Annotated in this window: 12 protein-coding genes; 2 read left to right on the top strand and 10 right to left on the bottom strand. The window is 60.6% G+C overall.

The features are described 5' to 3' along the window. Positions 1-3: 3 nt before the first annotated feature. Together GV819_RS09060 and GV819_RS09055 are read right to left on the bottom strand one after the other, a co-directional pair. Positions 4-897, bottom strand: a complete 894-nt coding sequence (locus tag GV819_RS09060) for a glycine betaine ABC transporter substrate-binding protein (RefSeq protein WP_161755683.1) — start codon at positions 895-897, stop codon at positions 4-6. A 24-nt stretch (positions 898-921) separates the two neighbouring features. Next, positions 922-1,638: an ABC transporter permease gene (locus tag GV819_RS09055; RefSeq protein WP_161755681.1), complete on the bottom strand. Its 717-nt coding sequence runs from the start codon at positions 1,636-1,638 to the stop codon at positions 922-924. Positions 1,639-1,987: 349 nt separating this feature from the next. On the opposite strand from GV819_RS09055, the gene GV819_RS09050 reads away from it, so the two are divergent. Beyond that, positions 1,988-3,571, top strand: a complete 1,584-nt coding sequence (locus tag GV819_RS09050; protein ID WP_161755679.1) for a peptide chain release factor 3 — start codon at positions 1,988-1,990, stop codon at positions 3,569-3,571. Positions 3,572-3,946: 375 nt separating this feature from the next. After that, positions 3,947-4,186, top strand: a complete 240-nt coding sequence (locus tag GV819_RS09045) for a hypothetical protein (protein ID WP_178125057.1) — start codon at positions 3,947-3,949, stop codon at positions 4,184-4,186. A 108-nt stretch (positions 4,187-4,294) separates the two neighbouring features. On the opposite strand, the gene GV819_RS09040 is transcribed toward GV819_RS09045, so the two are convergent. The 8 genes from GV819_RS09040 to GV819_RS09005 all read right to left on the bottom strand — a co-directional run bounded on the left by GV819_RS09040 (position 4,295) and on the right by GV819_RS09005 (position 15,029). Next, on the bottom strand, positions 4,295-5,266 hold the full coding sequence (locus GV819_RS09040; protein ID WP_161755675.1) for a peptide ABC transporter ATP-binding protein: 972 nt from the start codon (positions 5,264-5,266) through the stop codon (positions 4,295-4,297). Further along, a complete protein-coding gene (locus GV819_RS09035; protein ID WP_161755673.1) occupies positions 5,266-6,234 on the bottom strand; it encodes an ABC transporter ATP-binding protein in 969 nt (322 codons plus the stop codon). Before GV819_RS09035 ends, GV819_RS09040 begins: the two co-directional genes overlap by 1 nt. A 10-nt stretch (positions 6,235-6,244) precedes the next feature. Then, positions 6,245-7,156: an ABC transporter permease subunit gene (locus GV819_RS09030; protein WP_161755672.1), complete on the bottom strand. Its 912-nt coding sequence runs from the start codon at positions 7,154-7,156 to the stop codon at positions 6,245-6,247. 11 nt (positions 7,157-7,167) lie between these two features. Then, positions 7,168-8,178 (bottom strand): ABC transporter permease subunit, encoded by a 1,011-nt coding sequence (locus GV819_RS09025; protein ID WP_161755669.1) that lies wholly within the window; start codon positions 8,176-8,178, stop codon positions 7,168-7,170. Positions 8,179-8,251: 73 nt separating this feature from the next. Next, positions 8,252-9,847, bottom strand: coding sequence for an ABC transporter substrate-binding protein (locus GV819_RS09020; RefSeq protein WP_161755667.1), 1,596 nt, complete (start codon positions 9,845-9,847; stop codon positions 8,252-8,254). A gap of 78 nt (positions 9,848-9,925) precedes the next feature. Beyond that, positions 9,926-11,326 carry an OprD family porin gene (locus tag GV819_RS09015; protein ID WP_161755665.1) on the bottom strand — a complete coding sequence of 467 codons (1,401 nt, stop codon included), beginning with the start codon at positions 11,324-11,326 and terminating at the stop codon, positions 9,926-9,928. Between the two features lie 167 nt (positions 11,327-11,493). Then, positions 11,494-13,095 carry an ABC transporter substrate-binding protein gene (locus GV819_RS09010; RefSeq protein ID WP_161755663.1) on the bottom strand — a complete coding sequence of 534 codons (1,602 nt, stop codon included), beginning with the start codon at positions 13,093-13,095 and terminating at the stop codon, positions 11,494-11,496. 308 nt (positions 13,096-13,403) lie between these two features. After that, complete coding sequence (locus tag GV819_RS09005; RefSeq protein WP_161755661.1) at positions 13,404-15,029, bottom strand: ABC transporter substrate-binding protein; 1,626 nt, start codon at positions 15,027-15,029, stop codon at positions 13,404-13,406. Positions 15,030-15,109 lie beyond the last annotated feature (80 nt).

Genomic DNA, 15,109 nt, shown 5'->3' with positions numbered 1-15,109 from the left:
TCTTTAGTTGATCGGGTGCTGGCGCAGGAAATCTGCGGCCACGGCGGAGGGGCTTTCGTGGTCGACGTCGACCCGCGCGTTCAGCTGGCGCATGGTTTCGTCGTCGAACAGCGCAGCCAGCGGCTTGAGCTCGGCGGCCAGTTGCGGGTGGGCGTCGAGGTAGACCTGACGCACCACGGGCGCGGCGGTGTAGTCCGGGAAGTAGTGCTTGTCGTCTTCCAGCAGTTTCAGCTTGAAGGCGTTCAAGCGCCCGTCGGTGGTGTAGACCAGGCCGGCAAACACCTGGCCATTGCGCAGGGCGGTGTAGACCAGGCCGGCGTCCATCTGCCGGGTGTTCTTGCGGGTCAGGGCCATGTCGTACAGCTTGACCATCCCGGCCATGCCGTCGGAACGGTTGGCAAACTCGGTGTCCAGGGCCACCAGGCGATGTTCCCGGGTGTTTTCGGCCAGGGCCTGGGTCAGGTCGCTGATGCTGTTGATCTGTGGATGTTCCTTGGCCACGTTTTCTGGCAGCGCCAGGGCATAGGTATTGCTGAACTTGGACGGCGACAACCAGACCAGGCCTTTTTTCGCGTCGAGTTCTTTCACCCGGGCGTAGGACTGTTCGCTGTCGAGCTTCTCGTCGATGTGGTTGTAGGCCACCAGCGACACCCCGGTGTATTCCCAGATCAGGTCCAGTTGGCCACTTTCCTGGGCGCTGCGGGCCAGGCTGCTGCCCAGGCCGCCGGTGACGCGGGTGTCGTAGCCCTTGCTGCGCAGGTACTGGGAGGTGATTTCCGCCAGCAGGGTCTGCTCGGTGAAGACCCGGGCGCCGATGCGGATCAGCGGTTTTTCCGCGGCGTGGGCCAGTCCGCTGAAAAGCAGGACGCAGCCGAGTATCAGGCTTAATTTCTTCATGTCGGTTCCTTGTCTCTGACGGGCTTAAGACGGGCGCAGACCACGTTCCAGCCAAAGGCGGCTGGCCAGGGTCACCAGGCCGTCGAGGAGCAAGGCCAGCAGTGCGGTGCAGGCGGCGCCGAGCAGCAGTTGCGGCTGATTGTTCAGGGCGATGCCGGGGAAGATCAGGCTGCCCAGGCTGTTGGCGCCGATCAGGAAGGCCAGGGGCGCGGTACCGACGTTGATCGCCAGGGCTACCCGCACGCCGCCGATGATGATTGGCACGGCATTGGGCAATTCGACTTTCCACAGCACCTGGCGTGGCGTCATGCCGATGCCGACTGCGGCTTCCTTGAGAGAACCCTGGACGTTTTTCAGGCCCTCAAAGGTGTTGCGCACGATGGGCAGCAAGGAGGCGAGGAACAGAGCGAAGATGGCCGGGCCACTGCCGATGCCGAGGATCCCCAGGGCGATGGCCAGGACGGCCAGAGGGGGAACGGTGTTGCCAATGTTGAAGATTTGCATGAAGCGTTCAGCGCGCCCGACCATCGAGGGTCGGCTGAGGAAGATCCCGGCGGGGATCCCCACGACTAGGGCGGCGAACATTGACGCGAGTACCAGGTACAGATGGGCTTGCAGGTAGAACAACAGATCGTCGCGGTAGTGTTCGATCGTCGTGATGCCGATCCAGTGGACCAGCAGGGCCAGGAGGGCGATTACCGCAACCCCTCCTATCAGCCCTTTGCCATAGCGAATAGCCACAGGCGGACTCCTTTTTTCAGTCGGCGGGCACTTTCCCGTGTGGCAAGGCCATTCCTGGCTGCCGCGAAAGTACGCGCGAAAAGCAGCTCGTCGGTTGCCGGCAGAGCGGCAGGTGAACGAGCCATGAGCGCAGCTTCGTCAAGCTAACTAGCTGATATTTCAGCCCCTGACGACAGCGCGTGACAGGGGAGTGGACGTCTCCACGTTTTAAAAGGTTCCATACTTGGCAGCATATAGCCACCGTTTATCTGCCGCGTGGTGGCTTGGGCGACGGGGGCAGCGGTGGCCCGAGAGGCTATGTCTGGGCTATAATCTGCGCCCTTTTTTGATCATCGCCAGGCGATTTCCCATGACCCAACAGGCCGCCGAAGTCGCGAAACGCCGCACTTTCGCCATTATTTCCCACCCGGATGCGGGTAAGACCACCATCACCGAGAAGCTGTTGCTGATGGGCAAGGCGATTGCGGTGGCGGGTACCGTCAAATCGCGTAAGTCCGACCGCCACGCCACTTCCGACTGGATGGAGATGGAGAAGCAGCGGGGTATTTCCATTACCACGTCGGTCATGCAGTTCCCCTATCGCGAACACATGATCAACCTGCTGGACACCCCGGGCCACGAAGACTTCTCGGAAGACACCTATCGCACCCTGACCGCAGTGGACTCGGCGCTGATGGTGCTCGACGGCGGTAAGGGCGTAGAGCCACGGACCATCGCCCTGATGGACGTCTGCCGCCTGCGTGACACGCCCATCGTCAGCTTCATCAACAAACTCGACCGGGACATTCGCGACCCGATCGAACTGCTGGATGAAATCGAGGCGGTCCTGAAGATCAAGGCTGCACCCATCACCTGGCCGATCGGTTGCTACCGCGACTTCAAGGGCGTGTACCACCTGGCGGGCGACTACATCATCGTTTACACCCCGGGCCACGGCCACGAGCGCACCGAAACCAAGATCATCGAGAAACTCGACTCCGACGAAGCCCGGGCCCACCTGGGTGACGAGTACGAGCGTTTCATCGATCAGCTGGAACTGGTGCAGGGCGCCTGCCACGAGTTCAACCAGCAGGAGTTCCTCGACGGCCATTTGACCCCGGTGTTCTTCGGTACCGCCCTGGGCAACTTCGGTGTCGATCACGTGCTTGACGCGGTGGTTGACTGGGCACCGCGGCCGCTGCCGCGGGTTGCCAACGAGCGCACTGTGACGCCCCAGGAGGAGAAGTTCAGCGGCTTCGTGTTCAAGATCCAGGCGAACATGGACCCCAAGCACCGCGACCGTATCGCCTTCATGCGCATCTGCTCGGGCAAGTACGAGAAGGGCATGAAGATGCGCCACGTGCGTACCGGCAAGGACTTGCGCATCGGCGACGCCCTGACTTTCTTCTCCTCCGAGCGTGAGCAGCTGGAAGAAGCCTATGCCGGCGACATCATCGGCCTGCACAACCACGGCACCATCCAGATCGGCGACACCTTCACCGAAGGCGAGGCCCTGGGCTTCACTGGTATCCCGCACTTCGCCCCGGAACTGTTCCGCCGCGTGCGCCTGAAGGACCCGCTCAAGTCCAAGCAGCTGCGTCAGGGCCTGCAACAGCTGGCCGAAGAGGGCGCGACCCAGGTGTTCTTCCCGGAGCGCAGCAACGACATCATCCTCGGCGCCGTCGGTGTGTTGCAGTTCGATGTGGTGGCCAGCCGCCTGAAGGAGGAATACAAGGTGGAGTGCTCCTATGAGCCGATCACCGTGTGGTCGGCCCGTTGGATCGACTGCAGCGACAAGAAGAAGCTCGAAGAGTTTTCCAACAAGGCGGTGGAAAACCTGGCCCTGGACGGCGGTGGTCACCTGACCTACCTGGCGCCGACCCGGGTCAACCTGGCGCTGATGGAAGAACGCTGGCCGGACGTGAAATTCCGCGCCACTCGCGAACACCACTAAGTTCGCCGGTGACTCCCCGAGCCCCGCTGTGCAGACAGCGGGGCTTTTTTTTAGCCGATGGATTCCCGGATCGGCTTGGCACCTCTCCCTGTAGGAGCTGGCTTGCCAGCGAAGAGGCCAAACGGGACGCAACACGAACCATGGCCTGTAAAGGGAATGGCCGCGTGTCTTTCGCCGGCAAGCCGGCTCCTACGGGTTGCGGTGTTTTCAGGGGCTGGGCGCCGTTAGTCGGAAGGGCCCGGTCGGCTCGGGTATCGATAGCCTGCTATCTGGAAAAGCCGGGATATCGCGACTAGGTTTCAGACAGTGCTGTGGCCACTGTAAGGCAGGGTTCGCAGCCTTCGATGATTCACCTATGAAGGGATGGAATCGGCTATGAGAATGTTCCAACGCGTTGTGCTGCTGCTCAAAGTGCTGGTGATGCTGTCGCTGGGAACCTCGGCGGCCTGGGCTCACAACCTGATGCAAGTGACCGAGCCAGGCTTCACATCGAACCAGAGCACGCCGGTGCAGATGCTCGCCAAGTCCGACTCGGAGCCGGGCGATGAAGGCCAGGGTGGCAGCTCCGGCGATGACGATCAGACCACTGATGACGACGGTGACAGCCAGGGCTAAAAGAAAGCCCCCGACAACGGACTGATGCGCAATCCGTTGCCAGGGGCGGGTCGAACAAGGTTCAGGCGCTCCCGGAAGGCTTTCCGGGAGCGCCTTTTTCATGGCTGTCTACACCAGGAATTGCTCGGCGTAGTGACAGGCCACCTGCCGGCTGTCGAGCTGGCGCAGGGCCGGCTCTTCAGTGCTGCAACGCTCGGTGGCGTAGGGGCAGCGTTTGTGGAAGGCGCAACCGGATGGCGGGTTCAGTGGGTTGGGCAATTCGCCGACGATCTTGATCTTCGGCTTGTCCGGGTCCGGGTGAATGGTCGGGGTCGCCGACAGCAGCGCCTGGGTATAGGGGTGCAGGGGACGGGTGTAGATGTCCTCCTTGGGCCCCATCTCCACCGGCCGGCCGAGGTACATCACCAGCACCTGATCGGCAACGTGACGCACCACCGCCAGGTTGTGGGAAATGAACACGTAGGCGGTGTTGAATTCCTGCTGCAGGTCCATGAACAGGTTCAGTACCTGAGCCTGGATCGATACGTCCAGGGCCGAGGTCGGCTCGTCCGCCACCAGCACCTTGGGTTGCAGCATCATCGCCCGAGCCAGGGCGATGCGCTGGCGTTGCCCGCCGGAGAACATGTGCGGGTAGCGCTGATAGTGCTCGGGGCGCAGGCCTACCTGCTTCATCATCGCCTGGACTTTCTCGCGCCGTTCGGCAGCCGACAGTTTGGTGTTGATCAATAAAGGCTCTGCCAGTTGATCACCAATCTTCTGCCGTGGATTGAGCGAGGCGTAAGGGCTCTGGAACACCATCTGCACATCTTTTCGCAGTTGCTTGCGCTGGGCCTTGTTGGCGCCGGCAACTTCCTGGCCGGCGATTTTCAGCGAGCCCGAAGAGGGCTCTTCAATCAGGGTCAGGGCTCTGGCCAGGGTCGACTTGCCGCAACCGGACTCGCCCACCACGGCCAGAGTCTTGCCGGCTTCCAGTTCAAAGGACACGCCGTTGAGCGCGCGCACGGTGGCGTGGCCCTTGAACAGGCCGCGGGATACTTCGTAGTGACGGGTCAGGTCGCGGGCGGTAAGAACGACGGCCATTACGCCACCTCCTGATTCAGCGGGTAGAAGCAGCGCGCCAGGCTGGCGGCTTTTTGATCAAGGCTGGGGCGCACTTGACGGCAGTTGTCCTGGGCATAAGGGCAGCGTGGTGACAGCAGGCAACCCTGGGGTCGATCGTAGCGACCAGGGACGATACCCGGCAGGGTCGAGAGGCGGGAGGCCCCCAGGCTGTGCTCGGGAATTGCCGCCAGCAGCGCTTCGCTGTAGGGATGCGCGGGGATGTCGAACAACTGCGGCACTTGCCCCACTTCCACGGCTTGGCCGGCATACATCACACAGACTCGCTGGGCGGTCTCGGCCACCACGGCGAGGTCGTGGGTGATCAGCACCAGGCCCATGTCCTGCTCTTTCTGCAGGGCGAGCAGCAGTTCCATGATCTGCGCCTGGATGGTCACATCGAGGGCGGTGGTGGGTTCATCGGCGATCAGCAGCTTGGGCTCGCCGGCAATCGCCATGGCGATGGCTACCCGTTGGCTCATGCCACCGGACAGTTGGTGCGGGTAGGCGTCCATACGGCTGGCAGCGCCAGGGATCTCGACCTTTTCCAGCAACTCGATGGCGCGCTTGCGTGCCGCCTTGCTGGACATCTTCAGGTGCAGGCGCAGCACCTCCTCGATCTGGAAACCCACGGTGTAGCTGGGATTCAGCGCGGTCATCGGGTCCTGGAAGACCATGGCCAGGTCCTTGCCGACGATCCGCCGGCGCTGGCGGGCGCTGAGCTTGAGCATGTCGCGGCCGTCGAAGTTGAGAGCGTCGGCGGTGACGATGCCGGGGTGCTCGATCAGGCCCATCAGCGCCATCATGGTCACCGACTTGCCGGAGCCGGATTCGCCAACGATGGCCAGGACTTCGCCCTTGTCGACCTTGAGGTCGAGGCCATCGACCACCGGAACCGCCCTGGCGTCGCCGAAGCGGACATTGAGATTCTTGATTTCTAACAGTGACATGGGAATCTCCTCAGGCGGCGTTCTTGAGTTTCGGATCCAGCGCATCGCGCAGGCCGTCGCCCATCAGGTTGATTGCCAGCACGCTGAGCAAAATGGTCAGGCCCGGCAGGCTCACGACCCACCAGGCGCGTTCGATGTAGTCGCGGGCCGAGGCCAGCATGGTGCCCCACTCAGGGGTCGGTGGTTGCACGCCGAGGCCGAGGAAGCCCAGGGCGGCGGCATCGAGGATTGCCGAGGAGAAGCTCAGGGTTGCCTGGACGATCAGCGGTGCCATGCAGTTGGGCAGTACGGTGATGAACATCAGGCGCGGCAGGCCGGCACCGGCCAGGCGGGCGGCGGTCACGTAGTCGCGATTCAGTTCGCCCATTACCGCGGCGCGGGTCAGACGGACATAGGACGGCAGGGACACCACGGCGATGGCGATCACGGTATTGATCAGGCCAGGGCCGAGGATGGCGACAATCGCCACGGCCAGCAGCAACGAGGGCAGGGCCAGCATGATGTCCATCAGGCGCATGATGGTCGGGCCCAGCAAGCGCGGGAAGAACCCGGCGAACAGTCCGAGGAGAATCCCCGGGATCAGCGACATCACCACCGACGACAGGCCGATCAGCAGCGACAGGCGTGAACCCTGGATCAGGCGTGACAGCAGGTCACGGCCCAGTTCGTCAGTGCCCAGCAGGAATTGCATCTGCCCGCCTTCAAGCCAGGCCGGCGGCGTCAGCAGGAAGTCGCGGTATTGTTCGCTGGGGTTATGCGGGGCAACCCAGGGCGCGAACAGGGCGCAGAAGACCACCAGCATCATGAACAACAGACCGGCCACTGCCCCTTTGTTGCGGGAGAAGTGCTGCCAGAACTCTTTGTACACGGACGGATAGAGCAGGCTTTGATCGACTGCTACTGAGGAGGTTTGAGTGCTCATTAGTCTTGATCTCAGCGCTGGTGACGGATGCGTGGATTGGCAAAGCCGTAGAGGATGTCCACCACGAAGTTGACCATGATCACCAGGCAGGCGATCAGCAGGATGCCGTTCTGCACCACGGGATAGTCCCGGGCGCCGATGGCTTCGATCAGCCACTTGCCGATACCCGGCCAGGAGAAGATGGTCTCGGTCAGGACCGCGCCGGCCAGCAGTGTGCCGACTTGCAGGCCAACCACGGTCAGCACCGGAATCAGTGCGTTGCGCAGGCCATGGACGAACACCACGCGAGCTGGCGACAGGCCCTTGGCCTTGGCGGTGCGGATGTAGTCCTCACGCAGTACTTCGAGCATCGAGGAGCGGGTCATCCGCGCGATCACCGCCAGCGGAATAGTGCCCAGGACGATGGCCGGCAGGATCAGGTGATGCAGGGCGTCGAAGAAGGCGCCGGTGTCATCGGCCAGCAGGGTGTCGATCAGCATGAAGCCGGTTTTCGGCTCGATGTCGTAGAGCAGGTCGATACGCCCGGAAACCGGGGTCCAGCCCAGGCTCACCGAGAAGAACATGATCAGGATCAGGCCCCACCAGAAGATCGGCATCGAGTATCCCGTCAGGGAGATGCCCATCACCCCATGGTCGAACAGCGACCCTCGCTTCAGGGCGGCAATCACCCCGGCCAGCAGCCCGAGGACACCGGCGAACAGCAGGGCGGCCATGGACAACTCCAGGGTCGCGGGGAACAGCGAAGTGAACTCGCTCCACACGCTGGTGCGGGTGCGCAGCGACTCGCCCAGGTCACCGTGGGCCAGCTTGCCGATGTAGTCCAGGTACTGGGCGTACAGCGGCTTGTTCAATCCAAGGCGTTCCATTGCCTGGGCATGCATCTCAGGGTCGACCCGACGCTCGCCCATCATGACTTCCACGGGGTCGCCGGGAATCATGCGTATCAAGGCAAAGGTCAGCAAGGTGATGCCGAAGAATGTGGGGATCAGCAACCCCACACGGCGGGCAATAAAACTAAACATCTTCTGAAGTACCTCAATCAGCCGGTTCGGCGTTCCCGCCGCCCTTGGGGTCAAGGGCGGCAGGCGTTTCTTATTACTTCACTTGGGTGGTAGCGAAGTTGTTAGTGGTCAGGGGGCTCTGGTGATAACCCTCGACGTTCTTGCGCATGGCGGTGAACATTTTCGGATAGGCCATGGGAATCCACGGTTGATCCTGTTCGAACACCAACATGGACTTTTCATAGAGCGCTGCCCGTTTGGCAGGTTCAGCGTCGGAGCGGGCCTGGTCGATCAGGTCCTGGAACGTTTTGTTGCACCAGCGGGCGTAGTTTTCGCCGTTTTTCGCCGCGTCACAACTCAGGTTCGGGGTCAGGAAGTTGTCCGGATCGCCGTTGTCCCCCGCCCAGCCGGCCGACACCATATCGTGTTCGCCGTTTTTCGCACGCTTGAGCATCTCGCCCCACTCCATGACGCGGATGTCGAGCTTGAGGCCGATCTTGGCTAGGTCGGCCTGCATCATCTGGGCGCCGAGCATCGGGTTGGGGTTGGTCGGACCGCCGCCGTTGCGGGTGAACAGGGTAATCATCGTGCCGTCCGGCACTGCGGCCTCCTTGAGCAGGGCGCGAGCCTTGTCCAAGTCGCGGGGCGGATTTTTCAGGCTGGTGTTGAAGCCCAGCAGGGTCGGTGGATAAGGCCCGGTGCCGATCAGGGCGTTGCCTTTGCCGTACAGGCTGTTGACGTAGGCCTCTTTGTCGAAGGCGATGTTGATGGCCTGGCGTACGCGCACATCGCTCATGTATTTGCGGGTGGTGTTCATGGCGATGTAGCTGGTGGTCATGGCTGCCAGTTCATCGACCTTGAGGTTGGCATCGGCCTTGATGCTGGGAATGTCATCGGGCTTGGGATAGAGGGCGATCTGGCATTCGTTGGCCTTGAGCTTCTGCAGGCGCACGTTGTTGTCGACGGTGATCGCCAGCACCAGCGGGTCGGCTGGCGGCTTGCCGCGGAAGTAGTCCGGGTTGGCCTTGAAGCGTACCTGGGCGTCCTTGGCATAGCGGTTGAAAATGAATGGGCCGGTACCGATGGGCTTGCTGTTGAGGTCGGCAGTCTTGCCTTCCTTGAGCAGCTTGTCGGCGTATTCCGCCGGGAAGATCGAGGAGAAGGCCATGGCGATGTCGGCCAGGAATGGGGCTTCACGACGCGTCAGGGTAAAGACCACGGTGTGGTCGTCGATCTTTTCGACGCTTTTCAGCAGTTCCTTGAAGCCCATGCTTTCGAAGTAGGGGAAGCCCACGCTGGACTTGTCATGCCAGGGATGCTTCGGGTCCAGCTGGCGCTGGAAACTCCAGAGCACGTCGTCGGCGTTCATCTCGCGGGTCGGGGTGAAGTAGTCGGTGCTGTGGAACTTGATGTCTTTACGCAGGTGGAAGGTGTATTGCAGGCCGTCCGGGCTGATGTCCCAGGATTCGGCCAGGGCCGGCTCGATGTCCGTGGTGCCGGGCTTGAAGTCCACCAGGCGGTTGAAAATGGTTTCTGCCACCGCATCGGCAGTGACTGCAGTCGTGTACTGGACCATATCGAAGCCTTCCGGGCTGGCTTCGGTACAGACCACCAAGGGTTTGGCTGCGGCGCCCATGGCGACGCTCAGCAAGGCGGCGCTCATGGCCGCTCTCAGGGGAAGCATTTTCATCAAGAACCCTCTGCAATCGATTGAACCAGATTAGCTTGAATGGCGGATTCGTCATGAACCCGCCTTTCAACTGGTGGGTTAGAGAATGTTGAACGGGATGGTGGTGACCAGGCGGAATTCGTTGATGTTGCCATCTGCCTGATGTTCGCTGGCGCGGTGGGTGGTGTACGTCGCGCGAATAGCGGTGGCCTTGAGTGGGCCGCTCTGCACTGCGTAGGACGCACCGATGCCGTATTCATAGTGGCTTTCGCCGTCCATCAGGCTCAGGTCGCCACGCTTGGCGCCTGGATCGGTGTAGGCAACACCGCGGTAGTGGGTACCGTCGATGCCCCAGCCGCGCGCCTGGTAGATGTTGAATTTCAGGCCTGGTACGCCGTATTCGGCCATGTTCAGGCCGTAGGCGATCTGGAAGGATTTCTCGTTCGGTCCGTTGAAGTCCGAGAGCAGGGAGTTGGCCAGGTAGATGCCGTTGGTTTCGTGCAGGTAGTCGAAGTACTCGTTACCGCTGACTTCCTGGTACGAGAAGGTCAGGCTGTGGGCCTGGTGAGTCAGGCCGAGCGACAGCGAGTAGGTGTCGTTGTCGATCTGGCCCATCAACTTTTTACCTTCGTCGACGGTCTTGTAGTAGTTCAGGCCAGTGGTCAGGCTCAGCACCTGGCTGTCACCCAGTTCGTGGGTGGCGCCGAAGTAGTACTGGTTCCAGAAGTCTTTGACCTTGGCACCGTACAGGCTGGTTTTCAGACTCTTGAACGGCTGATAGTTGAGGCCGGCGGTATAGACCTTGTCGGTTTCCACGCCAGTGGCGGAGTACTCGCTGCGAAACTTCGACAGGCTCTGTTCGGTTCGTGGCGAGACTCGATCGAAACCAGCGAGGTCGAACGACAGGTTGTTGAGTTCTTCACTGTGCAGGCTGATGCCTTCGAAGCTCGAAGGCAGCGGACGGTTGCCGATGACGTCGACGATCGGCGTGCTGAAGTTCTGTCGGCCGGCGGTGAGGGTGGTGTTCGACACACGAAACTTGACGTTGGCCAGGCCCAGCTTGCTCCACTGGCCCACGGCGTCGCCGTCGGAGTGGGTCAGGGTACGGTTGTTCTTGCCGGCGATATCCTTGCGATCACGATCCAGAGCAATAGCGTTGTAGGCCGCCACTTCGGTACTGACACCCACGGTGCCTTCGGTGAAACCCGAGGTGTAGTTCAGGATGGTGCCCTGGACCCAGTTGATACGACGGGGAGTCGGAGTTGCGACGCCGTTGTGATTGTACGAAAAACGATCATCACGACGTTTCAGCTCGTTGGCGTACCAGTTGCGGGTACTCCCCGACAGGCTTTGCCCTTCGATGAACCCCTTGGTTTCAGCCTGGGCGCTTTTGCTGTTCAGTTCAGTCGGGACGAAGTCCTGGCTGATGCTCTCCGCATGTGCCGTGGCGGTGATGCTACTGATAGCCAAGGCTAACAATGCGCTGTTGCTCAGTTTCATGGGTGAAGCTCCTTTGCTTTCTTTTTTAAATGCCGGTTTTTTTGGGCCGGCTGTTTTTTGGAACTCATTCAAGGCTTCGCAAACGTTTGCATGTGGCTAATTCGCCAAATTCAGGCAAAGCGCCTGCGTGAGGGCGAAAAACGCCCCCAGGGTTTTGGGCTCATCGGTTATGGGTCTAGGCTGACACCTGAGAAGGAGTTACGGCCAAATGGGCTGACCATGAAACCCTCGACTTTGGCGCTTAATGGCTGGTTGATGGTTGAGTGGGCCACCGGGGTGATCGGCACTTGCTGCTTGAGCAACTGCTGGGCCTGTTTGTAGAGTTCGGTCCGCTGCTGGCGATCGGTGACGACTTTGGCTTGCTTGACCAGCTTGTCGTACTGCGGGTCGCACCACATGGAGTAGTTGTTGCCGCCGATGGCGTCACAGCTATAGAGGGTGCCGAGCCAGTTGTCCGGGTCACCGTTGTCTCCGGTCCAACCGATCAGGCTGATGTCATGTTCACCGTTCTTGGTGCGCTTGATGTACTCGCCCCATTCATAGCTGACGATCTTCACCTTGAGGCCGATTTTCGCCCAGTCGGCTTGCAGCATCTCGGCCATCAGCTTGGCGTTGGGGTTGTAGGGGCGTTGCACGGGCATGGCCCAGAGGGTGATTTCCGTACCTTCCTTGACCCCCGCGGCCCTGAGCAGCTCACGGGCCTTTTCCGGGTTGTAGGCGGCGTCCTTGATGCTGTCGTCGTAGGACCACTGGGTCGGCGGCATGGCGTTGACTGCCAGTTGGCCTGCGCCTTGGTACACGGCATTGAGAATGCTCGGCTTGTTCACCGCCATGTCCAGGGCCTGGCGTACTTCGAGGCGGTCGAAAGGTTTGTGCTGCACGTTGTAGGCGATGTAGCCAAGGTTGAAGCCGGGCTTCTCGATGACCTGCAGTTTCGGATCGTTCTTCAGCGCATCGATGTCTGCAGGGCGCGGGTGCAGGGTCACTTGGCATTCGCCGGCACGCAGTTTTTGCACCCGTACCGAGGCGTCGGTGTTGATGGCGAAAATCAGCCTGTCGAGCTTGACCCGGCTCGGGTCCCAGTAGTGCGTGTTGGCGGTGTAGCGGATCTGCGAATCTTTCTGGTAACGCTGGAAGACAAATGGCCCGGTGCCGATGGGTTTCTGGTTGATCTGGCTAGGGGTACCGGCCTTGAGCAACTGTTCGGCATATTCGGCAGAGAGGATCGCGGCGAAACTCATGGCGATGTTCTGGATGAAGGCTGCGTCCACGCTGTTCAGGGTGATGACCACGGTCAGCGGGTCGGTCTTCTCGACCTTGGCGATGTTCTTGTTCAGGCTCATGCCGGTGAAGTAGGGGAACTCCGTCGGGTAGGCCTTACGGAATGGGTGTTCGGCGTCGAGCATGCGGTTGAAGGTGAACAGCACATCGTCGGCGTTGAGGTCACGGCTCGGTTTGAAGTACGGCGTGCTGTGGAACTTCACCCCTTCACGCAGGTGAAAGCTGTACGTGAGACCGTCATCGGAAATGTCCCAGCTCTTGGCCAGGCCGGGAACCACGTTGGTGGCACCTCTTTCGAACTCTACCAGGCGGTTGTACAACGGCTCGGCGGCATCGTTGTCGGTGGCGGTGGTGTATTGCGCGGTATCAAAGCCTGCCGGGCTTCCCTCGGAACAGAACACCAGGCTGCGGTCGGCGGCGCTGCTGAACGAGGCACTGGCCAGTAGACTGCTGCCCAGCAGGGTCGAGAGAATCAGGGAATGACGCATGACGGTCCATCTCCATTTTTATTGTGATGATCAATGGCCATGGCTCCTTCCTGGAGCCTGTACAGGTCATTGATGCCAAACCATGGCTTGCAGCAAATGCCCGTCGGCAGGCGCAGGTTTGCCTTGCACCGACGTTAGGGATCGAGTGCAGGGGCGTACATGCGATGTGCCTTATAGCCTTGTAGGAATCGGCTTTTAATACGAAAGACCGTGTGCTCGAAGGACGGTATCTCGCAGATAGGGCCGGATTCTTCCAGGGTGGGCCGGTCAAGCAATGGCGACGTCAGGGACGTCGCCGTTGCAGGACCTTACTTGCCGATGCTGACGCCGTAGAAGGAATTCAAACCAAAGGGGCTGATCTTGAAATCCTGCACGTTGGCGCGCATGGGTTGGAACACCGTCGAGTGTGCGATAGGTGTCATCGGGACTTGGTCTTTGATGATGTGCTGCGCCTGCTTGTACAGCTCGGTGCGTTTGGCCACATCGGATGTAGCTTTGGCCTGCTTGATCAGTGCGTCGTAAGGCTTGTCGCACCATTTCGAGAAGTTGTTGCCGTTCATTGCATCACAGCCGAACAGGGTGCCGAGCCAGTTGTCCGGGTCACCATTGTCGCCGCTCCAGCCGATGATCATCGCCTGGTTTTCGCCGCCTTTGGAACGCTTGATGTACTCGCCCCATTCATAGCTGACGATGTTCACCTTAAGACCGATCTTGCCCCAGTCGGACTGCAGCATTTCGGCCATCAGCTTGGCGTTCGGGTTGTACGGACGTTGTACCGGCATGGCCCACAGGGTGATCTGAGTGCCTTCCTTGATGCCGGCTTCCTTGAGCAGCTGCTTGGCTTTCTCCGGGTCGTACTTGGCATCTTTGATCGTGGTGTCGTAGGACCATTGGGTCGGCGGCATGGCATTGACTGCCAGTTGGCCGGCGCCCTGGTACACCGAATCGATGATCTGCGGCTTGTTCACCGCCATGTCCAGCGCTTCTCGCACCTTGAGGTCGGCCAATGGGTTGGCGTCGGTGCGGCCCTTGAGTACCGGCATCACGTTGTAGGCGATATAGCCAAGGTTGAAGCCTGCCTGTTCAGGCAGCTTCAGGTCCTTGTCTTCCTTGAGCGCCTTGAGGTCGGCTGGACGCGGGAAGAGGGTGACCTGGCATTCGTTTTTCTTCAGTTTCTGAATACGTACCGATGGGTCGGTGGTGATGGCGAAGATCAGGTTGTCGATCTTCACGTCTTCAGGCTTCCAATAGTCCTTGTTGCCGGTGTAACGGATATTGGAGTCTTTCTGGTAGCTCTTGAAGACGAATGGGCCGGTGCCGATCGGTTTCTGGTTGATGTCGCTGGTCTTGCCTTCCTTGAGCAGCTTGTCGGCGTACTCGGCGGACTGGATGGAGGCAAAGCTCATCGCCAGGTTCTGGATGAACGCGGCGTCAACGGTTTTCAGGGTGAACTTGACGGTCTTGTCGTCGAGCTTCTCGATCTTGGTGATGTTGGTGTCCATCCCCATGTCGGTGAAATACGGGAATTCGGTCGGGTACGCCTTACGGAACGGCATGTCCTTGTCGATCATGCGGTTGAAGGTGAACAGCACGTCGTCGGCGTTGAAGGTGCGGGTCGGGGTGAAGTACGGCGTGGTGTGGAACTTGACACCTTCACGCAGGTGGAAGGTGTAGGTCAGACCGTCGTCCGAGATGTCCCAACTGGTGGCCAGGCCAGGAATCACGGCGGTGCCGCCACGTTCAAACTGGCTCAGCCGGTTGTAGAGGGTTTCGGCTGAGGCGTCGAAGTCGGTTCCGGTGGTGTACTGGCCAGGGTCGAAACCGGCCGGGCTCCCTTCAGAGCAGAACACCAGGTTAGTTGCCGCGTGGGCGAAGGGTGCGCTGGCAAGCAAGCCGGCGCTGACTAATAACGGAAGGACTGCTTTTTTGAACATGGTGGCCTCATGATTTGTTGTCATTTTTGGTGTAGAGGGCGACCTTGTGAGTCGACCCATCGATACTTATGCAGGCCCCA

Source organism: Pseudomonas sp. Fl5BN2 (assembly GCF_009908205.1).
Taxonomy (GTDB): Bacteria; Pseudomonadota; Gammaproteobacteria; order Pseudomonadales; family Pseudomonadaceae; genus Aquipseudomonas.
This window is presented reverse-complemented; position numbering and strand designations above follow the sequence as displayed.

Coding starts and splice junctions, on each gene's coding strand:
- GV819_RS09060 (WP_161755683.1), bottom strand. CDS start 897: ATGAAGAAATTAAGCCTGATACTCGGCTGCGTCCTGCTTTTCAGCGGA.
- GV819_RS09050 (WP_161755679.1), top strand. CDS start 1,988: ATGACCCAACAGGCCGCCGAAGTCGCGAAACGCCGCACTTTCGCCATT.
- GV819_RS09045 (WP_178125057.1), top strand. CDS start 3,947: ATGAGAATGTTCCAACGCGTTGTGCTGCTGCTCAAAGTGCTGGTGATG.
- GV819_RS09040 (WP_161755675.1), bottom strand. CDS start 5,266: ATGGCCGTCGTTCTTACCGCCCGCGACCTGACCCGTCACTACGAAGTA.
- GV819_RS09035 (WP_161755673.1), bottom strand. CDS start 6,234: ATGTCACTGTTAGAAATCAAGAATCTCAATGTCCGCTTCGGCGACGCC.
- GV819_RS09030 (WP_161755672.1), bottom strand. CDS start 7,156: ATGAGCACTCAAACCTCCTCAGTAGCAGTCGATCAAAGCCTGCTCTAT.
- GV819_RS09025 (WP_161755669.1), bottom strand. CDS start 8,178: ATGTTTAGTTTTATTGCCCGCCGTGTGGGGTTGCTGATCCCCACATTC.
- GV819_RS09020 (WP_161755667.1), bottom strand. CDS start 9,847: ATGAAAATGCTTCCCCTGAGAGCGGCCATGAGCGCCGCCTTGCTGAGC.
- GV819_RS09015 (WP_161755665.1), bottom strand. CDS start 11,326: ATGAAACTGAGCAACAGCGCATTGTTAGCCTTGGCTATCAGTAGCATC.
- GV819_RS09010 (WP_161755663.1), bottom strand. CDS start 13,095: ATGCGTCATTCCCTGATTCTCTCGACCCTGCTGGGCAGCAGTCTACTG.
- GV819_RS09005 (WP_161755661.1), bottom strand. CDS start 15,029: ATGTTCAAAAAAGCAGTCCTTCCGTTATTAGTCAGCGCCGGCTTGCTT.